13 protein-coding genes and 1 pseudogene are annotated in these 23859 nt (G+C 73.1%); 4 read left to right on the forward strand and 10 right to left on the reverse strand.

The window, feature by feature from the left end; translation table 11 throughout:
- Nucleotides 1-60: 60 nt before the first annotated feature.
- Together PLJ28_RS05485 and PLJ28_RS05490 are read right to left on the reverse strand one after the other, a co-directional pair.
- Nucleotides 61-837 (reverse strand): glutamine amidotransferase, encoded by a 777-nt coding sequence (locus tag PLJ28_RS05485; protein ID WP_298042755.1) that lies wholly within the window; start codon nucleotides 835-837, stop codon nucleotides 61-63.
- 22 nt (nucleotides 838-859) lie between these two features.
- On the reverse strand, nucleotides 860-2017 hold the full coding sequence (locus PLJ28_RS05490; RefSeq protein ID WP_324589956.1) for an NADH:flavin oxidoreductase/NADH oxidase: 1158 nt from the start codon (nucleotides 2015-2017) through the stop codon (nucleotides 860-862).
- A gap of 73 nt (nucleotides 2018-2090) precedes the next feature.
- Here PLJ28_RS05490 and PLJ28_RS05495 point away from each other — a divergent pair, with 73 nt between their 5' ends.
- Complete coding sequence (locus PLJ28_RS05495; RefSeq protein WP_183523241.1) at nucleotides 2091-2408, forward strand: hypothetical protein; 318 nt, start codon at nucleotides 2091-2093, stop codon at nucleotides 2406-2408.
- A gap of 33 nt (nucleotides 2409-2441) precedes the next feature.
- Here PLJ28_RS05495 and PLJ28_RS05500 read toward each other — a convergent pair whose 3' ends face one another.
- From PLJ28_RS05500 to PLJ28_RS05510, 3 genes are read right to left on the reverse strand one after another with little or no spacing between them, the layout of a single operon-like run.
- The gene (locus PLJ28_RS05500; RefSeq protein WP_298042759.1) at nucleotides 2442-4412 is read right to left on the reverse strand and encodes a TspO-related membrane protein; all 1971 of its coding nucleotides are present in this window, start codon (nucleotides 4410-4412) and stop codon (nucleotides 2442-2444) included.
- The gene (locus PLJ28_RS05505; RefSeq protein WP_183523245.1) at nucleotides 4413-5015 is read right to left on the reverse strand and encodes a DedA family protein; all 603 of its coding nucleotides are present in this window, start codon (nucleotides 5013-5015) and stop codon (nucleotides 4413-4415) included.
- On the reverse strand, nucleotides 5012-6037 hold the full coding sequence (locus PLJ28_RS05510) for a pseudouridine synthase (RefSeq protein WP_183523246.1): 1026 nt from the start codon (nucleotides 6035-6037) through the stop codon (nucleotides 5012-5014). Before PLJ28_RS05510 ends, PLJ28_RS05505 begins: the two co-directional genes overlap by 4 nt.
- 270 nt (nucleotides 6038-6307) lie before the next feature.
- On the opposite strand from PLJ28_RS05510, the gene PLJ28_RS05515 reads away from it, so the two are divergent.
- Entirely contained in the window at nucleotides 6308-8245 is a 1938-nt protein-coding gene (locus PLJ28_RS05515; RefSeq protein ID WP_183523247.1) for a ketoacyl-ACP synthase III, read from the forward strand.
- A gap of 58 nt (nucleotides 8246-8303) precedes the next feature.
- Nucleotides 8304-13823, forward strand: coding sequence for an ATP-binding protein (locus PLJ28_RS05520; RefSeq protein ID WP_183523248.1), 5520 nt, complete (start codon nucleotides 8304-8306; stop codon nucleotides 13821-13823).
- 126 nt (nucleotides 13824-13949) lie between these two features.
- Here the strand turns inward: PLJ28_RS05520 and PLJ28_RS05525 are convergent, their stop codons facing one another.
- The 4 genes from PLJ28_RS05525 to rlmH form a co-directional block, all read right to left on the reverse strand.
- A complete protein-coding gene (locus tag PLJ28_RS05525) occupies nucleotides 13950-15140 on the reverse strand; it encodes a glucose-1-phosphate adenylyltransferase family protein (protein WP_324589957.1) in 1191 nt (396 codons plus the stop codon).
- 210 nt (nucleotides 15141-15350) lie between these two features.
- Complete coding sequence (locus tag PLJ28_RS05530) at nucleotides 15351-16385, reverse strand: DNA-formamidopyrimidine glycosylase family protein (protein ID WP_183523250.1); 1035 nt, start codon at nucleotides 16383-16385, stop codon at nucleotides 15351-15353.
- A gap of 39 nt (nucleotides 16386-16424) precedes the next feature.
- The gene (locus tag PLJ28_RS05535) at nucleotides 16425-21629 is read right to left on the reverse strand and encodes an ATP-dependent helicase (protein WP_324589959.1); all 5205 of its coding nucleotides are present in this window, start codon (nucleotides 21627-21629) and stop codon (nucleotides 16425-16427) included.
- Nucleotides 21630-21690: 61 nt separating this feature from the next.
- Complete coding sequence (gene rlmH, locus PLJ28_RS05540; protein WP_183523252.1) at nucleotides 21691-22149, reverse strand: 23S rRNA (pseudouridine(1915)-N(3))-methyltransferase RlmH; 459 nt, start codon at nucleotides 22147-22149, stop codon at nucleotides 21691-21693.
- 279 nt (nucleotides 22150-22428) lie between these two features.
- Here rlmH and PLJ28_RS05545 point away from each other — a divergent pair, with 279 nt between their 5' ends.
- Nucleotides 22429-23451 (forward strand): alpha/beta hydrolase fold domain-containing protein, encoded by a 1023-nt coding sequence (locus tag PLJ28_RS05545; protein WP_324589958.1) that lies wholly within the window; start codon nucleotides 22429-22431, stop codon nucleotides 23449-23451.
- A gap of 28 nt (nucleotides 23452-23479) precedes the next feature.
- Here PLJ28_RS05545 and PLJ28_RS05550 read toward each other — a convergent pair.
- A pseudogene (locus PLJ28_RS05550) lies at nucleotides 23480-23859 on the reverse strand (plasmid partitioning protein); the annotation flags it as partial.

Raw genomic sequence — 23859 nt, forward strand, 5'->3', positions numbered from 1 at the left:
GTTCTACCCGAGTCCGGGGCGCCGGTCACGCCGCCTGACCGGGGAGGCCCCAAACGGGCCTCAGCCCCGCCGCGCGTACCGCGCCCGGAAGTTCTCCAGCACCTTGCGCGGTTCGGTCACGGTGGCCGCCCGTACCCGGGCGAACAGCTCCTCGGCCTCGGCCGGGTCGTAGTAGCCGTTGTCCGCGTAGGTCTCCAGCCGGTACAGCAGTCCCTCCAGGTCCAGCTCCGGGTGGAACTGGGTGGCGTACTGGTGCCGGCCGATCCGGAACATCTGCACCGGGCAGGCGTCCCCGGCCACCAGCACCACGGCGTGCTCCGGCAGGGTGCGGATGGCCTCCTTGTGCCCCACGAAGGCCTCGAACTCCGGGTCCACGCCCGCCAGCAACGGGTCCGTCCTCCCCGCCTCGGTCAGGCGCACGACGACGGCCCCGGCCGGTTCCCCGAAGGTCCCGTCCACCGTGGCACCCTGGTGCAGCCCGAGGGTGCCGACCCCGTAGCAGGCGCCCAGGAAGGGCACGTCCCGCTCGAGGACGACGTCCAGCAGCCGGCGCAGCTCGGCCTCCACCACGATCTGCAGGTCGGACTTGAACTCGTCCGGGTCCGAGGAGGTGAAGGGACTGCCACCCACGATCACCCCGGAGTGCCGGGGCACCAGCTGCGCCCAGTCCAGGTCCGCCGTCCCGCCCGAGGACGGCCCCGCGGCCGCGACGACCCGGTCCAGCCGCAGCGTGACCAGCTCGCCGGGGCCGAAACCGCCCAGGACGGTGGTGGAGCGGACCTCGTCCGCGGCGACGGCGTCGTCCGCGCGAGTCTGGATCAGCAGGAAGGGCAGCACCTGAGTCAGGGTAGTCGCCGGTTCAGGACCGTCCCCACTTGCCGCCGTGGTAGGGCGCGGCGACGAACTGGCGGAAGCGGTCGTCCCCCAGGGACAGGGCCGCCTCGGCGGGCCAGTTCGGGCGCACCAGGGCGGCGCGGCCGATGCCGACGGCGTCCGCGCGGTCGTTGACCAGGACGGCCTCGGCCGTCTCGTCGGAGGTGATGGAACCGACGGTGGAGACGAACAGCCGGCGGGCGCCGCCGTCGGGCCCGTCCACCGTGAGGCCGCGCCCGGGTGCCAGGGCGAGGTCCTCGGTGCCCCGCTTCACGGCCTCGGCGAGGGGCACCTGGTACCCCGGGCCCTTCGGGCCGAGGTAGGTGTCCCCGATGCCACCGGAGGACAGGTCGACCCAGTCCAGCCCGTCGGCCACGAGCGTGCGCACCAGGCGCACGGTGTCCTCCGCGGCCCAGCTGCTCTCCACCCAGTCGGACCCCGAGAGCCGCAGGCCCAGGACCTTGTCACCGGGCCAGACCTCGCGGATGCCGGCGACCACGCGGCGCACCAGGCGGGTGCGGTTCTCGAAGGAACCGCCCCACTGGTCGGTGCGGTGGTTGGTGACGGGGGACAGGAACTGGTGCAGCAGGTAACCGTGCGCGCCGTGGACCACCACCGCGTCGAAGCCGGCGGCATCCGCGCGCCGTGCCGCGGCGACGAAGGCCGCGATGACCTCCTCGATCTCAGCCTCGGTCATCTCGCGGGTGGGCGCGGTCACGGAGACGGCGGGGATGCCCGACGGCGAGACGGTCTCCCAGCCGCCCTCCTCCGGCGGGATGGGGCCCTGGTCGAAACCGGGACGCGCCGGCCAGGTGGAGGCCTTGGACCCGGCGTGGGCCAGCTGGATCCCGGGCACGGCGCCCTGGGAGCGGATGAAGTCGGTGATCGGCGCCCAGGCGTCGCGTTGGGCGTCGTTCCACAGCCCGGTGTCCTGGTCGGAGATCCGCCCCTCGGGGACGACGGCGGTGGCCTCCGCCACGACCATGCCGAAGCCACCGGCCGCCCGCGCGCCCAGGTGGACCATCTGCCAGGGGCCGGGCACGCCGTCCTTCGTGCCCACGATGTACTGGCACATCGGGGGCAGGATCAGGCGGTTGCGGAGGGTCTGGCCGGCCACGGTGGCGGGTTCGAAGAGAAGGCTCATGCTGGGCACAACCACGCGGTGGCCCGGCCGTATTCCGCCGGTCCCCCGGCCGGCGCTTCCTAGAATGGCTCCCATGCCCTCCTTCCGTGTCCGCCTGCAGATCGGCGACCTGCTGCCCGGCCACGCCCCCGAGGAGGTCATGGCCACCGCGGAGGCCGCCCTGGCGTCCGTGTACACGGTGGAGGCCAAGGACCTGGAGGTGGTGGCCCGGGTGCCGCGGATCGTCCTGCGGTTCACGGTGCCGGAGTCCACCTGGGACGGGGAGAACCGCGCGGCCCTCAGTGCCGCGGCGCAGATGCGGCTGGCGGTGATGGAGGTGGCCACCACCGGGCGGCTCGAGGTCCTGCGCCGCGCCCGCGGCCGGTGGGAGCCGGTCGGCCCGGGACGATGAACGCCGGGCCGGGCCCGGCCCGCCCCGGAACGGTCAGACGTCGTCGACCGCGTGGCCCAGCGCCGCCCGGTGCTCGGCGTGGTTGATCCGGTAGCGCCGGTTCTCCGTGGCCAGCAGCACCACGAACAGGCCCATCGCGGCGACGATCGCGACCCACACGGAGTGCATGGATCCGACCAGTCGGGGTACCAGGATGGCCACCAGCCCCCAGGTCAGTCCCAGGGCGATGGTGATGCGTCCGCGCTCGGTCATGGCCATCATGGCCGTGCCCCAGACCACCACGACGATCGTGAGCACCGCCCACACCGCGCCCGGGATCCACAGCAGGTTCAGGCCCAGGGACTGCAGCCAGATGGAGGTGTTCGTGGCCGCGTAGATGACCGCCCAGCCGGTGAACAGGCCGATCATCCCGTCGGTGATGACCCGTTCCACCGGCGTGCGCGCGGTGTAGAGGTTCAGCTGGTGGATGGAGCCCACCAGCAGGGACGTCAGGGCCAGCCAGACGACGAGTTCGGCACCGAGCATGACCCCGCTGCGGGCGATCACGAACCACGCCACGGCCGCCACCATGGCCCCGGACACGCGCCACCCGGTGGTCCGCTGGCGCGCGGCGGCGGCCTGGGACGGCATCCACTGGTGGATGGTGTACACGCCCAGGGCGAGCCACAGCAGGGGCCAGACCAGCATGGCCCACGAGGCCATGGACAGCATCGAGTACCCGCCGGCGAAGCGGCCGCCGTGCAGGTCGTGGAGCCAGGGGCCGGTGGGGTCCTCGCCGAGGAAGCCGAGCCCGTAGATCCCGCCGGCCACGAACAGCAGCCAGGCGAGGGTCACGGTGACCTGGCGCAGCAGGTCGAGGAACCCCGGCAGGGGGTCCGGTTCACGGGAGGGCAGGTTGTAGGGCGGGATGTACCGGACGGCCTCGGGCTCCGGCTCACTTGCGTAGTCCCCGTAGCCGCTGTCGTCCCCGTAGGTCTCATGGGGCGCGTAGGCCGACGGTGCGGACCGGCCGCCCAGCGTGGCGGCCTCGATGGCCTGGGCCTTCTCCAGGATGCGGTACCGGTGCCGCCACTCCGGCAGGAAGATCCGGGCGCGGTCCAGCAGCTCGGCATCGGTGAGGTCCTCGCCCCGCTCCTCGAGCAGGGGACGGCGCTCCGCCGGGGGGACCCAGTCGGTACCGTCCGCCTCGCGGGCAGCGGCCTGCAACGCCCAGGTCTCCCGCTCGCGCTGGCGCCGGAGCCACTCCTCCTGCTCCTGGCGTTCCATCTCCAGGCGGAGGGCCTCCTCCTCGGCGCGCTGGGCCTCCAGCCGGCGCTCGGCCTCGAGCCGGGCCTCCTCCTCGGCGCGGCGCTGGGCCTCCAGGCGGGCCTGCTCCCGTGCGCGGCGCTCGGCCTCCAGGCGCTCGGCCTCGGCCCGCTCGGCGGCGAGCCGTTCGGCCTCCAGCCGTTCCTCCTCGGCGAGGCGTTCGGCCTCCCGCCGCTCGGCCTCGGCGCGCTCGGCGGCCTCGCGGCGGGCGATCTCGGCCTGCCGGCGCTCCTCCGCGCGGCGTTCACGTTCCTCGGCCAGGCGGACCTTGGCCTGTTCGTAGGCCGCCTTGGCATGGGCGGGGGACTCGTAGATCGCCTGGGAGACCTTGTCCCAGTCCGGTTCCCCGAGCCCGTCCAGCCACTCGTTGAGGGACTCCACGGGATTGACGGGTTCGCGCAGGTTGGCGTGGCGCAACCGCGCCTGGGCGGCCGTGACGCCCTCCGGCGCGCGGTGCCCGGGCGTCCCGCGGTCACCGCGGTCGACGGCCTCGACCCCACGGCCGTCCGGGCGTTCGTCCTGGCGGCCGACCTGCTCCCCGGACGGACCGTCGGACCGGCGGGCGGACGAGTGTCCGTCGGCGGGTTCCTCCGGGCGCGACCCGGAGACCGGGCCGGGCGACACCGGGCCGGTGGACCTGTCCGCTGCAGCCTTCATCCGGTGCAGCGCGGCCGAGGAAGAGGACGTCTCGTCCACCATTCACCCCTCCCTGGAGCGCCGCCGGACGGCGATCACCCCCGCAATGACCAACCCTAGAAGGGTACCCAACACCATGCCCACCACCGCGCTCGCCCATGTCGGAAGGCCAGTCGCGCTCCCGGTGACCCAGCCCAGGCCCACCATGTAGAGGGTCCAGACCAGGGCCCCACCGCCGGACAGCACCAGGAAGGGCCTCCAGGGCAGGGACGCGATCCCCGCGGTCGCCATCGAGGCGGTCCGCCCGCCGGAGACGAACCGCAGCACGAACAGCGTGGCGTAGCTGGGGGCCGGGCCGGCCCGGTCCAGCAGCCGCAGGATGCCCCGGTGGATGCGCTGGCCCCACGTGGCGCGGTCCAGCAGGCCGGTGAGCCGGTACCGGAACAGGGCGTAGAGCCCCACGTCCCCGGCCCAGCAGCCCAGCCAGGCGGCCAGCAGGGAGGGGGCGAGCCCCACGGTCCCGAGCTGCGCCATGGCCCCGGAGCCGATGACGAACAGCTCGCTCGGCACGGGGGGCACCGGCGCGTCCAGGGCCACCAGCAGCGCGGTCAGCGGGTGGAACCACCAGCCGAGGGACTCGATCCAGGCCGCGTCGAGCCCGGTCATGCCACGGGTCGTTCCCGCAGCCGCAGCCCGGAGCTGAACTGCCGCTGCTCACCCGTCAGCGGATCGGTGAAGCCGATGGTGTGGGCCAGCAGCTGCAGGGGCCGGTCGTAGTCGTCCGGGGCGGCGTCCAGCAGTCGCGGGTAGAACGGGTCGTTCAGGATGCCCAGGCCCAGTGCCGCCAGGTGCACGCGCAGCTGGTGGGTGCGTCCCGTCCTCGGGAACAACCGCAGGTGCGCGACGGCGGCGCCCGCCCAGGCACCCGTGGACACCCCGGTGCCCAGCAGCTCGATGCGGGTCTCGGCGTTGGCGCCGATGGTGGGCCGGTTGGTCCGCCGGCCCTTCCGGGCCGGGGTGCCGGGCGAGTGCCCGGAATGGAGCGGACCGTAGTCCAGGGTCCGGGCGGTCAGCACGCCCTTGACCTTGTCCATCCGGTTCCGGTAGGTCAACGGGAACCGGGCGGACAGCGTCTCGGGCCGTGTCCCGGCCTGCAGGGCGGCCACGGCCTCGTAGACCTTCCAGACCTGCCGGCGCTCGAAGAGCACCTGGTAGGCGCCGCGGGTGTCCGGATGGGTGGAGAACAGCACGACGCCGGCCGTCGCCCGGTCCAGGCGGTGCATCGGCACGAGGTGGTCCAGTCCCAGTTGGTTGCGCAACCGCACCAGGGCGGACTCCTGCACGAAGCGGCCGCCCGGGGTCGTGGGCAGGAAGTGCGGCTTGTCCGCCACCAGCAGGTGCTCGTCCTGGTGGAGGACGGTCACCTCGTAGGGGATGGGCTCCTCGTGGGGCACGGACCGGTAGTACCAGACGGACTCGTGCACCCCCAGCGGGGTGTCCTCGGCGACCACGGTCCCGTCGGCGGCGCGGACCTCGCCGGTGCGGAACCGCTCCACGATGCCCTCGGGGTCGACATGGCCCCAGCGGTGCAGCACGTAGTCCAGCACACTGTCCCAGCCCGAGGAGGGGAGCCGGAGGCGGGTGGCGTTGACGCCGTCGCGCACGGGCAGGGGAGGGGGAACGGACACGCCTCTAGTCTTCCAGACCAGGACGAGATCAATTACGCTCTCCTACTAACCAGTAAGTTCGAATTTACTAATTAGTAACCTGAATAAACCTTCCGGTAACACTTAAAACGGGCAAGAGTTCACCCTCGGACCACATTTAGAGCCATGGCAGTTCACATTTCCCGTGGAGACCCACATCACCATGAGACTGAAGGGGTAGCTGACCCCCGGAGGGGCGAGAAGACCGCCGCGGCGCACCAGGCCCATGGGTCCAGACAGTAGGAGATCACGATGTTGCAGTCCGTCATGAAGAACAGCCACGGGAGGCTCGTCTTCCCCTCCAATTTCATCCCGGAGCTGGATGTGACGGCACTGGACAGCCTGGACACGCTCGAGGAGGTCATCCAGCGGGACTTCGAGTCCAAGGCACCGAGCGGCACGGAGATCCTGCAGCGGATCGAACAGGGCAAGTACGCCCGGCGCTCCGACCTGCTGCGCGACATCGCCATGAACCTGTTCTGGACGAACCGGTACGCGATGACGATGTACGACAAGCACGTGACCCGGTGGAAGGACGTGCCGCGCAACCGCGAGGACGTCTACATCCCCGCGCTGACCCCGTGGGAGGACGGCGGCCGGAAGGTCGAGGCCGTGCGCGAGGTCTACCCCACCCTGGACGCGCGGTGGGACGCGACGGTCGAGGACGAGGTCTTCAAGACGCTCTTCGACGTGTTCGCGCATCGGAGGTTCCACGCCACCGAGCTGTCCGCGATCAAGCCGACGGTCGAGCAGATCCTGGCCGACCCGTCCCAGCTGGTGGCACGGATCACCGACTACGACCCCAACTACCCCGTGTTCCGGGACGAGGAGATCCTGGACGTCCACGAGGACGTCCCCCAGCTGGAGGCCCTGCGCCGCTGGTCGATGGTGCTGCACAACCAGTTCCCCTGGGACCGGTCGAAGACCGAGCTGGTCGAGGCCCGGGAGCTGCGGGACGAGGACTACGTGATCGTCTACCGTCCCAAGAGCCGTGACGTCCAGCGCTTCATCCGCCGCGCCACCACCGGCCACAGCGGACGCCGTCGCGCCGGGGCGCCGGCCGTCGAGGCCAAGGCCCCCGTCCGCCCGTACAAGCCCATCGTGGTGCGGGACCTGACCGTCCAGCCCCGGATCCTCGCCCTGGCGGTGGCCGGGGGCGAGGAGATCTGCACCAACGACGACCTGATCCGCAACTCCGCCTACAACTGGTCCCCGATGACCGCCGAGCAGATCGTGGACAAGACCGGGATCCGCGAGCGCCTCTACACCTTCTCCCAGGTGGAGGACCTGGCGCTGAACGCCGCCCGGTCCGCGCTGGACCACGCCGGCGTGGGGCCCGAGGAGGTCGGGGCGGTGATCGTGGCCACGTGCACCAACGATCGGCTGATGCCCTCGATCGCCACCTACGTCTCCGGGGAGCTGGGGATCCACCAGACCAACGCCTCCTACGACCTCATCGCGGCCTGCGCGGGGCTGCCGTACGCGCTCGCCGAGGCCACGCGCATCCTGCAGGACGTCGAGCGCCCGGTGCTGGTGGTCTGCGCCGAGAAGTTCTCGGACAAGATCGGCAACGTCCGGCCCTCGCGGATGATCTTCGGCGACGGCGCCGCGGCACTGCTCATCGGCGTCGCGCCCGAGGGTGAGACCCCGGACCTGGAGTACCTCAACACCTACGCGTCCGGCCCGGTGAGCCAGGTGAACTCGATCATCTGGCCCAACCCGGAGTTCGACAACAACCTCACCGTCTACGGGCCCGAGGTGAAGGACCTGGCCGGGCGGTACCTCGCCCAGATGCTGGGCGAGATCTCCGAACTGCCGGATCCCGACGGGCGGGCCTCCTCCCTGCTGGACAGCGTCGAGCTGATCGTGCCCCACCAGGCCAACAAGTCCATGGTCATCGACCTGGCCACGAAGTCCGGCCTGACCCCCGAGCAGCTGTTCTTCAACATCGACCGGGTGGGGAACACCTCCTCCGCGTCCATTCCCCTGGCGATCTTCGACGCGGTCCGCGACGGCGTGATCGACCGGCCCACCCGGATCTTCGCGCCGGGCTTCGGTGCCGGATCGGTGGCCGGCTACGCGATCATGCGGGTCGACCCCGCCGTGATGGCCGCCCCGGCCGCCGCCGCCGACGCCCACGTGTTCGAGCACGGGTCGTCCGTCGAGGACGTGGCCGTTGCCTTCAACTGAGCACGTGGACCCCGACAACTCCCCCCAGCCCCGTGACGGAAAGACGGTGACGTCAGGAATGTTCGAACGTATCGCAGTAGTGAACCGCGGTGAGGCCGCAGTGCGGCTCATCCGGGCCGTGAAGGAGGTCAACGCCCAGTTCGGCCACGGCATCCGCACCGTGGCCATGTACACGGAGGCCGAGCGGCGGGCCATGTTCGTCCGCCAGGCCGACGAGGCGGTGGCCCTGCGCAAGACGGGGACCGGCAGCCCCTACCTGGACTACGCCGAGCTGGAGCGTGCGCTGGTCGAGTCCCGGGCGGACGCCGCCTGGGTGGGCTGGGGCTTCGTGGCCGAGGACCCCAACTTCGCCGAGCTGTGCGACAAGCTGGGCATCACCCTGATCGGTCCCTCGGCCGAGGCCATGCGCCGGCTGGGCGACAAGGTGACCGCGAAGCTGCTGGCCGAGAAGGTCGGCGTCCCGGTGGCCCCGTGGAGCGGTGGGCCCGTGGAGAGCATGGCCGACGCCCGCCGGCACGCGCAGAACATCGGCTACCCGCTGATCATCAAGGCCCGCAGCGGCGGCGGCGGCCGCGGCATCCGCAAGGTGTACGCCGAGGACGAGCTCGAGACCGCCTTCGAACGCACCCAGGGCGAGGCGCTGCGGTCCTTCGGTGACCCGGTGGTGTTCATGGAGCGGCTGGTCACCCACGCCCGCCACGTCGAGGTGCAGGTCATGGCGGACGCCCACGGCAACGTGTGGGCCCCGGGCGTGCGCGACTGCTCGATCCAGCGCCGCAACCAGAAGGTCATCGAGGAGTCCAGCTCGCCGCTGCTGAGCCGGGAGCAGTCCGATCACCTGCGTCAGGTCTCCGCCGACCTGGTCCGGGCCGCCGGGTACCTCGGTGCCGGAACCGTGGAGTACCTCTACCAGCCCGAACAGCAGCTGTTCACCTTCCTCGAGGTCAACACCCGGCTCCAGGTGGAGCACCCGATCACCGAGGAGACCACGGGGCTGGACCTGGTCCGCCTGCAGCTGCAGGTCGCCGCCGGCCAGCCGCTCGAGGGCGAGATGCCGGCCGAGAACGGTCACGCGGTCGAGGCCCGGCTGAACGCCGAGGACGCGGACAACGAGTTCGCCGCCGCACCCGGCACCGTGAAGCTGCTCGACCTGCCGCTGGGACCGGGCATCCGCGTGGACACCGGCATCGGCCAGGGCGACGTCATCCCGCCGGACTTCGACTCCATGGTCGCCAAGATCATCGCCTGGGGCCCGGACCGTGACTCCGCGCTGGCACGGTTGCGCACCGCGCTGCGGGAGACCACGGTGGTCATCGAGGGCGGCACCACCACGAAGTCCTTCCTGCTGGACCTGCTGGACCGCGAGGAGCTCATCACGGCCTCGGCGGACACCGGCTGGCTGGACCGGACCGGCGCGGGCACCGGCACGTCCCTGTCCGACAAGGCCGACATCGCGCTGCTGACGGCCGCCGCCGAGGTGTATGAGGCGGAGGAGGCCCTGGAGCGCCAGCGCTTCCTCGCCGCCGCCTACGGTGGCCGCCCGCGCGCCGACCACACCGTCGGCCGCCCGGTCGAGCTCGCCCACCAGGGCCAGCCCTACGCGTTCACGGTCAAGAAGACCGGGCCGCACCGGTACCGGGTGATCGGCGACCACGGGGAGACCCAGGTCGACGTCGAGCGACTGGGTGAGTACGAGCGCCGGGTCGTCACCGGCAAGGGGACCTCCATGGTCGTCGCCGTGGAGGGCACCGGCGGCCACCTCATCGAGGTCGACGGCGTCTCCCACCGGATCTCGCGCGACGAGGCCGGACTGGTCCGCACCCCCTCCCCGGCGGTCGTCATGTCCGTGCCGGTCAGCGTCGGGGACGAGGTCGAGGCCGGGGACGTGCTCGTCGTGCTCGAGGCGATGAAGATGGAGACCTCCGTGCGCGCCCCGCAGGCCGGCCGCGTCAAGGAGGTGCTGGCGGCGGTCAACACCCAGGTCGACGCCGGTGCCTCCCTCGTCCGGCTCGAGTCCGCGGACGACCAGGCCGTCGCGGACGACGCCCCGCGGGTCGAGTTCACCGCCGGGGACATCACCACGGGGGAGGACTCGCGGAGCGAGGCCCTGGCCCACCTGCACGGCCTGCGGGCCCTCCTCACCGGCTTCGACGTGAGCGAGACCCGGGGCAAGGACCTGCTGGCCGACTACGACGAGGTCGTGCAGCGCGAGTCCCTGGACGATGCCGGACTGGTCCAGGCCGAGCTCGACCTGCTGACGACGTTCGCGGACCTGTGCGAACTCGCCCGCAACCGGCCGGCACTGCGGGAGGACGAACTGGACACCCGCGTGCACAGCCCGCGGGAGCACTTCCACACCTACCTGCACTCCCTGGACGCGGAGGGCGAGGGCCTGCCGACGTCGTTCCAGGACCGGCTCTCCCGTGCCCTGCGGCACTACGACGTCATGAGCCTGGACCGCACCCCGGAGCTGGAGCAGGCGGTCTTCCGCCTGTTCCTGGCCCAGCAGCGCATCGACCACCAGGTCCCCGTCGTCCTGGGGCTGCTCGAGCGCTGGCTCGAGGACCGCCAGCCGATCGGCCGGACGATCGGGGGCGTGGAGGAGGTGCTGGACCGCCTCGTCGTGGCGACCCAGGCCCGGTTCTCGGTCATCGGCGACGTGGCCCGCAACCTCCGGTACCGCCTCTTCGAGGAGCCGCGCATCCGGGCCGCCCGTGAACAGGTCTTCGACCGGGTGCGGGGCAGCGTCTCCTACCTCGCGGCGCACCCGGAGGCCGGCGACCGCCAGGCGCGGATCGACGAGATCGTCGCCGGACCGGAGCCGATCCTGAGCCTGGTCGGGGAGTCGGTGCGCGGCAACCGGATCGGCGAGGCCGAACTGCTCGAGGCCATCACACGCCGGTTCTACAAGATCCGCACCCTGACCGACGTGCAGTCGGTCACGGCGGCGGGGCGCCCCGTGATCACCGGGACCTTCGACCTGCGCGGGACCCGGCTGGCACTGGTCTCCGCCGTGGGGTCCTTCGAAGGGCTCCGGGAGACCCTCTCGGCCCTGGAGCCGGTCGCGGCCGGACTCGACGGCGAGATCGTCCTGGACCTCTACCTGTCCTGGGACGGCCGTCCCGAGGACCCGGACGAGATGTCCGACGCGCTGCGGGAGGCGCTCTCGGCGACCGGCTGGACCGCCGTGGCCCGGCGCGTCAGCGTCGCCGCCTTCGGCCCCGCGGGCTCGGCCCACCGCCAGTTCACCTTCCGTCCCTCGGGCGGGCAGCTGCAGGAGGAGCGGGTCACGCGGGACATGCACCCGCTCACGGGTCAGCGCGTGGAACTGTGGCGACTGAAGGAGTTCAACGGGACGCGACTGCCGGCCGAACCGGACACCTTCCTCTTCCACCTCGAGGCCAAGGAGAACCCGGCCGACGAGCGCATCGTGGCGCTCGCCGAGATTCGCGACGTCACCCCGGACCTGGACGCGGAGGGCAACGTCACCGGACTGCCGGTGGCCGAGCGCACCATCGCCGCCTGCCTGGCCGGCATCCGCCGCGCGCAGGCCCGGCGCGGCACCAAGCGCCGGCTGTTCGCGAACCGGGTGGTGCTGTACGCCTGGCCGGTGTTCGACCACCGCATCGAGGAGATCGCGGCCGTGGTGGCCCGCAACCTCCGTCCGCTGACCCTGGGTGTGGGCCTCGAGGAGATCACCCTGGTCTTCCGCATGCAGGACCGGCCGGGCGCGGAGCCGCACGAGCAGGCCCTGCGCTACGTCTTCGAGGCCGGAGGCGTCAGCATCCGGGTGACGGAGCCGGACACGGAGCCGCTGCCGCCGATGGACGCCTACACGCAGAAGGTCCACCGGGCACGGTCCCGCGGGAACGTGTACCCGTACGAGATCATCCCCATGCTCACCGGCGAGACGGGTTCGTTCAGCGAACACGACCTGGACGAGGTCGGCCGGATGGTCCCCGTGGACCGTCCGTACGGGAAGAACACGGCGGGCATCGTGGCCGGCGTGGTCACCACGCCGACCAAGCGGTACCCCGAGGGCATGAGCCGCGTGGTGCTGTTCGGGGACCCGACCAAGGCGCTGGGCTCGCTGGCCGAGCCGGAGTGCGCCCGGGTGGTGGCCGCGATCGACCTCGCCGAGGAGAAGGGCATCCCGGTCGAGTGGTTCGCGCTGTCCGCCGGTGCCGAGATCTCCATGGATCGCGGCACCGAGAACATGGACTGGGTGTCCCGCGCGCTGCGCCGGATCGTGACCTTCACGCAGGGCGGCGGCGAGGTGAACATCGTCGTGGCCGGGATCAACGTGGGTGCGCAGCCGTACTGGAACGCCGAGGCGACCATGCTCATGCACACCAAGGGCATCCTCGTGATGACCCCGGACAGCGCCATGGTGCTCACCGGCAAGCACTCCCTGGACTACGCGGGCGGTGTCTCCGCCGAGGACAACTTCGGCATCGGTGGTTACGACCGCGTCATGGGCCCGAACGGCCAGGCGCAGTACTGGGCCCCGGACCTGGCCTCGGCGGTGGACGTGCTGTTCGCGCACTACGACCACGCCTACGTCGCCCCGGGGGAGCGCTTCCCGCGCCCGGCTCCCACGTCGGACCCGGTGGACCGGGACGTGCGGACCTATCCGCACACCCACCCGTCCAGCGACTTCACCACGGTCGGGGACATCTTCTCGGCCGAGGCGAACCCGGACCGGAAGAAGCCCTACGACATCCGCACGGTGATGCGGGCGGTCGCGGACCAGGACCACAAGGTGCTCGAGCGCTGGGCGGACATGGCCGACGCCGACACCTCCGTGGTCTTCGACGCGCACCTGGGCGGTCACCCGGTGTGCCTCGTGGGCATCGAGTCCCGCGCGGTGCAGCGCACGGGCCAGTACCCGACCGACGGTCCGGACCAGTGGACCGCGGGCACCCTGTTCCCGCGCTCGTCCAAGAAGACGGCGCGGGCGATCAACGCGGCCAGCGGCAACCGGCCGCTGGTGGTGCTGGCCAACCTGTCCGGCTTCGACGGCTCCCCGGAGTCGATGCGGACCTGGCAGCTGGAGTACGGCGCCGAGATCGGCCGGGCGATCGTGAACTTCGACGGCCCGATCGTGTTCTGCGTGCTCACGCGGTACCACGGCGGTGCCTTCGTGGTCTTCTCGGGCACGCTGAACGAGACCATGGAGGTCGCCGCCGTCGAGGGCGCCTACGCCTCCGTGCTCGGCGGGTCCTCGGCCGCCGCGGTGGTGTTCACCAAGGACGTCAACGCCCGGGTGGCCGCGGATCCGCGGGTCCAGGAGCTGATCGCCGCCGTGGAGGCCGCGGATGACACCGACCGTGCCCGGATGCTCGTCCAGCTGACCGAGCTGCGCGCCGAGGTGCGTTCGGAGAAGCTCAGCGAGGTGGGCTCCGAGTTCGACCGCAAGCACAGCATCGAGCGGGCCCGCGAGGTGGGCTCGGTGGATGTCATCGTGCCGGCCGGCGGACTGCGGCCCTACCTGGTGGATGCCGTCGAGCGCGGGCTGCGCCAGGCCGGCGTCACCCTCGAGGACGCGGAGGAGGCCCAGACCGCCGACGTGCGGTGAGGCCGGTGCGGGCCCGCTCCACCGCGGGCCCGCACCACCCGTGCATCAGGTGCGGGATCCGGCGCCGGGGACGTCCCCGGACGGCGACGGGTCCCGCACCTGAGCTGTCCGGCCCGGCGGTCCGGGTCAGTGGCCGGTGGTCTCGTCGTCGCTGTCCGGCCCGCGGTCGGCCGGCACCAGGACGGTGATGTTGCCGGGGCCGGGCCGGGTGCGGCCCGTCCGGCCGGCGGGGATCTCGGCGCCGACGTCGGCGATCACCGATTCCAGCACCGCGCCGGCCGGCACGGTCGCCTGGCCCAGCAGGACCGACCGGGACACCCTGGCCCCGGCCTCCACGACCACGCCGGGCCCGATGACGCTGTGCTCGACCTCGCCGTGGATCCGGGCGCCGGCGGAGATGAGCGAGGTCGAGACGGTGGCCCTCGTGTCGATCCAGGCCGGGGGCGTGGACTCGGCGTTGGTGATCAACGGCCAGCCGGGCCTGCTCAATTGCAGGCCTCGCTGCTCCAGCAGCTCCATGTGGGCCTTGAAGTAGGCGTCGATGGTCCCGATGTCCCTCCAGTCCCCCTCGAGCCGGTACTCGTGGACGCGGCACTCCTGGACGAAGTGCGGCAGGATCGTCTCCCCGTAGTCACCCAGGGAGGTGCCCTCCGGGTCGTCTCGTTCCGCGGTGAGGCGGCGGGTGGCCCGGGCCAGGGCGGCGACGTCGAAGAGGAAGATCTCGGCCGCCACCAGGTTCCCGGCGGGGTCCTCGGGCTTGTAGTCGTAGTCGGTGACCGTGCCGTCGCGGGCCACCTGCACCACGCCGAACCGGGACGGGTCCTCGTCGGTCTCGGTGGTCACGACCGTCAGGTCCGAGCCGCGCTCGCGGTGCTGGTCCAGGGCCGGACCGAGGTCGAACTGGTAGAGGTGGTCGGCGCTGAGCACCACGACGGTCTCCGCGCCGAAGGCCTCCAGCAGGGACAGCTGCTGGAACAGGGCGTGGCCGTTGCCGGCGGAGAACCCCTCCTCGATGCGGCCCTCCGCGGGGGGCAGGATCCGCAGGCCGTGGCGGGTTCCGTCCAGGTCCCAGGGCCTGCCCCCGGCCAGGTGCTGGTTCAGGGTGAAGGGACGGTACTGCTCGGCCACCCACACGTCCCGGAGCCCCGAGTGGGCCAGGTTGGACAGCACCACGTCGATCAGCCGGTACTGCCCGGCGACGGGGACGGCGGGCTTGGACCGCGCATCGGTCAGCGGCGAGAGCCGTGATCCGCGGCCGCCGGCCAGCACCAGGGCCACGGTGCGGCGGGCGGGGTCGTCGGGGAAGGGGTCGGCCATGGCTCCTCCTGTCGCGTCGGCGTCCGGGCTCCCGGCGCCGGGGATGGTCCCCGGGCGCCCTCCGGTGGGCGGCCCGCAGGCTCGCCACCGTGTCAGGCCCCGGCGTTCGTTCCGGCCTTCACGGTAACCCGTGCGCAACCACCCCGTCAGCCGACCCCGCCCCGTCAACCGTCAGGTGTCGTCAGCCGATCCACCCCGTCCACCCGGCCGTCACCGTTGGCAGTGGGGGCACCAGAAGAGCACGCGCTCGGGGGTCCCGGACTCGAGGTCCCCGAACTGCTCGACGACGACCGGTCCGCCACAGCGCAGGCAGCCCTTCCGCTCCCGGCCGTAGACCCAGTAGTTCGGTTGCCGGCGGGTGGGCAGCCCGGCACCGGCAGCAACGGCAGCGCCGGCAGCGCTTGCCGTGCTCGCCGCTCCGGCGCGGCCGCGTGGATCGCCGTCCACGGGAACCCCGCCCGGCGTGAACCGCGCGCCGCCCGCGTCCCGCCGGCCCCCCGCGCGGCGCCCCTCCGGGGCGGGCCGCACCCGGACGCCGTAGGCGGCGTCGCCGTCGGGCAGGACCCCGGTGGTACCGCGCGGCCCGGGGCCGGTGTTGACCCGCATCAGGTCCCGCGCCAGCAGCACCAGTCCGGGCAGGTCCGGCACGGCACCCACCGGCCGGTGGGGGTGGAGCCCGGCCAGCAGCAGGGTCTCGCAGCGGTAGATGTTGCCGATCCCGGAGACCAGGCGCTGGTCCAGCAGGGCCAGCCCGATCGGCCGCTGCGGGTCCGCCTGCAGCCGCGCCACCGACTCACGGAGCAGCCGGGCCGCGTCCGCGGGGTCATCCCACGCCGGATCGAGCAGGTCCGGTCCCAGGAAGGCCAGCCGCTCGGCGACGGAGGCCGTCGGCAGTACCTCCAGCAGTCCGAGCTGGAACCCGACGACCTGGTCCCCGGCCGTCTCCAGGACGCACCGGGCCTGCCAACCGGGGGAGCGCCACCGGGGCCGGACCGGGCCGCCGTCGGGACCGGTGCGCGAGTACACGTCCCAGTGCCCCTCCATCTTCAGGTGGGACAGCACGGCGCGCTCACCGGTCTCGATGACCAGGTACTTGGCCCGCGGCCACACCGCGCCCACGGTGCTGCCGGACAGGTCTGCGGTGGCCAGCTGGGGGACCCGGAAGTCGGTGCGCAGCAGGGACTGCCCGGCCAGCACGGGGCGCAACCGGTTGGCCACCCGGACCAGGGAGTCACCCTCGGGCATGCCGGCCTCCGGGGCGCTCCCGTGAGGTCCTGGCGGGCCTCACGACCGGAACCTCATGCCGGAGGGCGAGGAGTAGAAGCCCGCCTCCAACAGGGCGGCGGCCAGGGCCGTGCCCGGTACCGGCAGGCCGTTGACCTTCTCCAGCGACATCTTCTCCACCCGCGCCGTGCGCAGTGCCCACGCCAGGGCCCGGGCCGTGGGCCCGAGCACGTCCGGGTCCTCGGAGAAGCACAGCAGGGTGCGCCCGCCGCGCTCCACGTACAGCACCAGCTCACCGGAGACGAGCACGACGACGGCTCCGGCCTTGCGTCCCGGACGTTGGCCGGTGGGGCGCACCCCGTCCTGGCCGGCGGGGATCTCCGGCCACGGCAGGGCCGCGCCGTAGGGGTTGGCGGGATCCGTGGCGGCCAGCGCGACGGCGGGAGGACCGGGGTCAGGACGGGGGTTCCGTCCGGGCGGCGTCCAGGAGGTGGCGGCCGAGGGGGCCGGCGGGGACCACGTCACACCGGCCGGGGCGACGTGGGCGGCCGCCGTGGACGGACCCGCCGCGGGGGACTCGGCCACGTCCTGGCGGGCGAAGCCGCGCAACCGGTCCACGGTGGCCCCGGTGGAGAACTGGGCGGCGCCGAGGTGCTCGATGTAGTACCCGCGGCGGACCTGGCCGGCCTCCTCCATCCGGGTGAGGAGCCGGTACTGGGTGGCGAAGCCCCCGGGCACCTCCTCGGCCATGACCGAGCCCCGCGTGATGACGCCGTAGCGGTCCAGCAGGTACTCGGCGGCCGAGTGGGCCCTCAGGGTGGGGTCGGTGGCCGGGGCCGGCAGCAGCGACCACCGTCCCGCGGCCCGCGCGGCTCCCGTGGGCCCGAGCTCGGTGGGAAGTCCCGTCCCGGCGGGCCCGTGGAAGGTCCCGTCGTCACCGGCCAGGGCCGCGTCGAGGGAACCGGTGACCTCCTCGAGGCGCCGCAGCCGCGAGAGGCGGGCTCCGCGTCCGGGACGGGCGGGCCGGGCGCGGGGGGTGCGCGCCCGGGACTTGTGGGCGGTCCGTCCCTGGCCGAGCAGCCCGCGGACCGGGGCCAGGGTGTCGTTGCCGACGCGCCCGGCCCAGACCAGGTCCCAGAGGGCGGCGAGGACGTCCGCGTTCGTCGGACGGTCGTCGTCACCGCTCCAGCCCTCGCGCACGCGGCCGGCGAGCGGGCCGAAGAACCAGGCCCCGCCGCCGTCGAGCACCTCCTGCAGCGACCGGTGCACCGGGTTCGGCTCGAAGTCCTCGGCGCGGGCCAGGCTCAGGTCCACCGAGTCGACGTGGTGGAACGCGATCCAGCCGTCGTTGCCGGCCGCCGCGGCGGTGCCGGACCAGAGGAACTCCCCGGTGGCCAGCAGCTCATCGAGCTGGGACGGGGCGTAGTCGCGCACGCGGGCCGGCAGCACGTGCGACTCCCACGCACTGGCCGGGACCGGCACGCCGGAGAGCTGGTCGAGGACGGTGGCCACGCCGTCCCCGCCGCGCAGGGTGGCCGGGGAGCCGCCGCCGGGGGCGGGATCCAGGTGCTGCCAGTCGGCGAGGAAGCGGGCGTAGGCGGGCTGTTCCACCGGTTCGACCTCGGCCCGCAGGGCGGCCAGCGAGCGGCGCCGGATGCGGCGCAGCACCTCGACCTCGCACCACTCGGTGTCCAGCGGCCCTGGCTGGCCCGTCCCGCCGGGACGGTAGCGTCCCTCGCTGACGCGGCGCTCGGCCGCGAGCCGCTGCAGGACCTGGAGCACGACGGCGGCACCGAGCCCCAGCGCGGCGCCGGCCTCGGTGGCGGTGAAGGGGCCGTGGGTGCGGGCATAGCGGGAGACCAGGTCGCCGAGGGGGTCGGTGACCGGTTCGATGAACGCCAGCGGGACGCCCATGGGCAGGGCGACGCCGAGGGCGTCGCGCAGGCGGGCGGCGTCCTCGATGGCGGCGTAGTGTTCCCGCCCGCCCAGCCGGATCCGCAGGGCCCGGTTCGCCGCGACCAGCTCGTCGAGCAGGGTGGCGGCCTGGTGTTCCGTCGCGGCACCGGCACCCGGTTCGGAGTCCTCGGTCTCCGGTGACTGCATGCGGGCGGCGGCCTCGGCGGCGGTCAGCGGGCCCAGCAGTCGCAACAGGTCCGCCAGTCCCTCGGCTCCCCTGACCCGCCGGGTGGGGGAGAGCCGCTGCAGGTCGGCCTCGACCGTGGCGATGACGCCCGGGTCCAGCAGGTCCGCCAGCTCGGCCCGGCCCAGCAGCTCATTGAGCAGCCCGGGATCCAGCGAGAGGGCGGCGGCGCGGCGCTCGGCCAGCGGGGAGTCGCCCTCGTAGATGAACTGGGCCACGTAGCCGAACAGCAGGGACTGGGCGAACGGGGAGGGGGACTGCGTGGTGGTCTCCACCAGGCGCAGGGACTTGTCCTCGATCCGGCCGGCCAGCCGCTTCAGGGCCGGCAGGTCGTAGACGTCCTGGAGGCACTCCCGGACGGTCTCCAGGATGATGGGGAACTGCGGGTACTTCCGGGCGACCTCCAGCAGCTGGGCCGCCCGCTGGCGCTGTTGCCACAACGGTGAACGCTTGCGCGGGTCTCGCCGCGGCAGCAGCAGGGCACGGGCGGCGTTCTCCCGGAACCGGGCGGCGAACAGCGCCGATCCGCCCACCTCCGCGGTGACGATCTCCTCCAGTTCCTCGGCCGTGAACAGGAACAGCTCGGCCCCGGGCGGCTCGTCCTCCATCATCGGCACGCGCAGCACGATCCCGTCGTCCGCGGCCATGGCCGAGCCGTCCATCCCGTACCGGGCGTGCAGCCGGGCGCCCACGGCCAGCGCCCACGGGGCGTGCACCGGCATCCCGTAGGGGGAGTGCAGCACCACGCGCCAGTCGCCCAGCTCGTCGTGGAAGCGCTCGACGACGAGGGTCTTCTCGGTGGGCAGCACCCCGGTCGCCTCGCGCTGCTCCGTCAGGTAGGCGGTGAGGTTGTCCCGGGCCCACTCGTCCAGGCCCGCGGCCTGCAACCGGTCCGCGGCCCGGGTTCCGGCGCCGGCGCCCCCGTCCTCGGCGGAGGGTTCCGAGGACGGCGCGGCCGCGGACTGCGCCGTCTCCACCTCGCGGCGGAAGGCCCCGACCGCCTCGCCCAGTTCGGCGGGGCGGCCCTCGGCGTCTCCGCGCCAGAACGGCAGCCGCCCGGGCTGGCCGAACGCCGGGATGACGAGCACCCGGTCGTGGGTGATGTCCTGGATCTGCCAGCTGGTGGCGCCCAGGACGATGACGTCCCCCACCCGGGACTCGTAGACCATCTCCTCGTCCAGTTCGCCGACGCGGCGGCCGCCGGTGCGGGCGGTGCCGGCCGCCGTCGGGCCGTCCGCACCACCGCCCGCCGGGTCATCGGAGCCGGCCAGGAAGACGCCGAACAGCCCGCGGTCCGGGATCGTGCCGCCGGAGGTGACCGCCAGCCACTGGGAGCCGTTGCGACCGGTCAGGGTACCGGCCTCGCGGTCCCAGACCACGCGGGGGCGCAGCTCGGCGAACTCGTCCGAGGGATAGCGGCCCGAGAGCAGGTCCAGGACGGACTCGTAGGCCGAGTGCGGCAGGGTCGCGAAGGGGGCGGTGCGGCGCAGGCGGTCGAACCAGGCCTCGGCGTCGAGTTCGTCCAGGGCGCAGGCCGCCACGGTCTGCTGGGCCAGGATGTCCAGCGGATTGGCGGGCACCGTGAGGGACTCGATCCTCCCGGCCAGCATCCGCTCCACCACGACCGTGGTGTCCACCAGGTCGCCACGGTGCTTGGGGAAGAACCAGCCGGAGGAGGTCTCCCCGACCTGGTGCCCGGCCCGGCCCACGCGCTGCAGGCCCGAGGCCACCGACGGCGGCGACTCGACCTGGATGACGAGGTCCACGGCGCCCATGTCGATGCCGAGCTCGAGCGAACTGGTGGCCACCACGCAGCGCAGCTGGCCGGTCTTCAGCGCGTCCTCGATGAGGGCGCGCTGCTCCTTGGAGACCGAACCGTGGTGGGCCCGGGCGAACTCGGTGCCGGTGCCCTCGGTGGCCGTCCCGGCAGACTGGCCGGACCCGCCCATCAACTGGGCGGGAGCATGTCCCGGGGCCGGCCGGTCTCCCCGGGCGCCGGGCACCGCCCCGGCCAGGACCTCACCGAGGCGTGCCGGTTCCTCCCGCCCACCGCCGTGCCCGCCGTCAGCCGCGTCCGCTCCCGCCTCCGCGTCCAGGGACGCGGCGAGCCGGCGCTCCTCCCAGATCTCGTTGAGCCGTCCGGTGAGCCGCTCGGCCAGCCGCCGGGAGTTCGCGAAGACGATGGTCGACCGGTTGCGTGCGACCAGGTCCACGATCCGTTCCTCCACGTGCGGCCAGATCGAGGCCTGGGCCTCCAGGCCGGAACCGGGTCCGAGGTCGTGGGCGCCGGCCGCCGAGGGCAGCTCGGTCATGTCCGGCACCGGGACGGTGACGTGCACGTCCCAGGACTTGGCCGACCCCGGGGCCACCACCCGCACCGGCTGGATGCCGCCGAGGAACCGGGCGACCTCCTCCTTCGGCTCCACGGTGGCGGACAGCCCGATCCGCTGGGCCGGGGCGGGGAGCAGGGCGTCGAGGCGCTCGAGGGACACGGCCAGGTGCGCGCCGCGCTTGGTCCCGGCCACCGCGTGGACCTCGTCCACGATGACGGTCTCCACCCCGGCCAGCGTGGACCGGGCCTGCGAGGTCAGCATCAGGTAGAGCGACTCCGGGGTGGTGATGAGGATGTCCGGGGGACTGCTGACCAGCTGACGGCGCTCGCGGGCCGGGGTGTCACCGGAGCGCACGCCGACGCTGACGTCACGGGGTTCCTCGCCCAGCCGCCGGGCGGTCTGGGTGATCCCGATCAGCGGCGCCCGCAGGTTCCGCTCCACGTCCACGCCGAGGGCCTTGAGCGGGGAGACGTACAGCACCCGGGTGAGGTTCTTCGGCCGCTTCCCCGGGGCCGGGGCGGGCAGGTCGCCCGGCAGGGGGTCCTGTGCCGGGCCGAACGGCGGCGAGGTGTCCCCGGCAGGCCGCAGGAACCCGTCGAGGGCCCAGAGGAAGGCCGAGAGGGTCTTGCCGGAACCGGTCGGGGCGACCACGAGGGCGTGCTGGCCGCTGGAGATCGCGTCCCAGGCGCCGATCTGGGCGTCCGTGGGCGCCGCGAAGGCTCCCGCGAACCACTCGCGGGTGGCGGGCGTGAAGCGGTCCAGGACCGCCTGCGCATCCGGGAGAACTGTCATCGGCATCAGCGTACGCCTCGGCGCGGACACCGGAACGGGGGCCGGGACGGCCGCTCGGCGCTCAGACGTGGTGGTAGGGCCGGCCCCCGGCGATCTCCTGGGCCCGGTAGAGCTGCTCGGCGAGGATGAGCCGGACCAGCTGGTGCGGGAAGACCAGCTTCGACAGCGACCACACCGTGTCCGCCCGCTCGTGCACCGAGGCGTCCACGCCGTAGGCGCCGCCGATCACCAGCGTGACCTGCTGGCCGAGGTCGAACCGCCCCTGGAGGTGACGGGCCAGACCGGGGGAGTCGAAGCCCCTGCCCCGCTCGTCGAGCAGCATCAGGTGGTCCCGGCCGTCGACCTTCGCCAGGATCCGCGCGGACTCCTCGGCACGCGCGGTGTCGCCCTCGCGCGACGAGTGCGGAAGCAGCTGCCACGAGAGGTCGAAGGGCTTCTTCAGGCGCCTGGAATAGCGGTCGATGCCCTCGGACACCCAGGACTCGTGCTTCTTGCCAACGGCCAGGATCCTCACGCTCATGGGTCCATCCTGACATCTCCTCGTGCGGCGCGCCCGTGACGGAACCGTGCCCTGACCGGGGCGATTCCTCCGGTTAATGTGGAGGCATCGCCGGATGGGCCGGCCCGGTCCGCGAAAGGCCCCAGCATGGACGTTCCCGCCGACGCCCCCGGACCACCCGCCGGCTCGCCGGGTTCCTCGTCGCCGGCGGACCCCGGGCCCGCCTCCCGTCGCCGGCGGTCCCCGCGGCGCTGGACCCCCGGTTGGACCCCCGGTTGGACCCCAGGCGGGGCCCTCGCGGTGGTCATCGCCCTGGCGGTGGTCATCGCGGTGGCCGTGCCGGCCCTGCTCGCCCAGGCCGGGCCGCCGTCGTCCCGGGTCCTGCCCCGGGGCGCCGAGGCACTGCTGGGGCTCGAGTACGCGGTCCTGCCCGGCAACGCGGGCACCCTGGACCTCTTCGTGCCCGCACGGGGCAGGGGACCGTACCCCGTCGTGTTGTGGAGCCAGGGCTCGGGCTGGACGTCGGACCGCGGCAACCTGGGCGGCGAACCGGTGGCGGAACAGCTGGTGCGGCGCGGTTACGCGGTGGCGCTGTTCTCGGTGCGCAGCTCCGAGCAGGCGGTCTTCCCGGCCCAGGTGCACGACGCCAAGGCGGCCGTGCGCTTCATCCGCGCCCATGCCGAGGAGTTCGGACTGGACCCGGACCGGGTCGTGGCCGCGGGCAACTCCTCCGGTGGCTGGATCGCCACCATGCTCGGCGTGACGTCGGGCGAGCCGGCGCTGGAGGGGGAACTGGGAGTGACGGGGGTGTCCTCGCGGGTGCACGCGGTGGTGAACTTCTTCGCCCCCACCGATTTCCTCTCCATCACCTCGCAGATGCTGCCCGGGGCCTGCGACCGGTTCAACGAGTCCTACGGGGTCACCCGCTGCCACGACGACCTGCAGGCCTTCGAGTCCCGGCTCATCGGGGCCTCGACGCTCCGTCACCCGGACCTGGCCATCGCCGCGAGCCCCCTGGCGTACATCGACGCAGGGGACCCTCCCACCCTCATCGCGCACGGGACCGACGACTGGGTGGTGCCGTACCGGCAGAGCTCACTGCTGTTCGCGGCCCTCGACGCCGCCGGGGTGCCCACCGCCTACTACGAGGTGGCCGACGTCGGCCACGACTTCCGCTTCGCCGCGTCCGGTTCCGTGCTGGACACCGAGGTGGAGTCCGCCCACCTGGACCCGGCCCCGCCGCCGGGCCAGCAGCTGACCTGGGATGTCATCACCGACTTCCTGGACCGGCAGCTGGACCGACGGCGGGACGTCGCGTCCTGAGGGACTCAACGGCGGCTCCGCCGGCGCCTCAGCAGGACGGCACCAGGTCGAAGACGCCGTCCGCGGACCGGTGCAGGCTGGTCACCGTGGCGTCGCCCTGGCCCAGGTAGTCCTGGGACCCGACGGCGTAGAACGGGTTGTAGGGGTTGACGCCGTAGGAGGTCGCGCGGCCGGCAGACCGGTGGTCCGCATTGGCCGCGGTGACACACTGCTCCGGACCGGCGGTGGGCTCCGGCTCCTGCGTGGGGTCCGGCTCCTGCGTGGGGTCCGGTTCCAGCGTGGGCGTCGGTTCCCCGGTCGGCGGCGGCCCGGTCCGGCGGTTGTTCTCGAAGAAGAACTCCGTCACGTACGCTGGGTAGTCGATGCTCTGGGTGGAGATGTAGGAACCGCCCGGACCGCCGCCCGCGG

Origin of the sequence: Citricoccus sp. (assembly GCF_035445025.1) — a bacterium.
Classification (GTDB): domain Bacteria; phylum Actinomycetota; class Actinomycetes; order Actinomycetales; family Micrococcaceae; genus Citricoccus.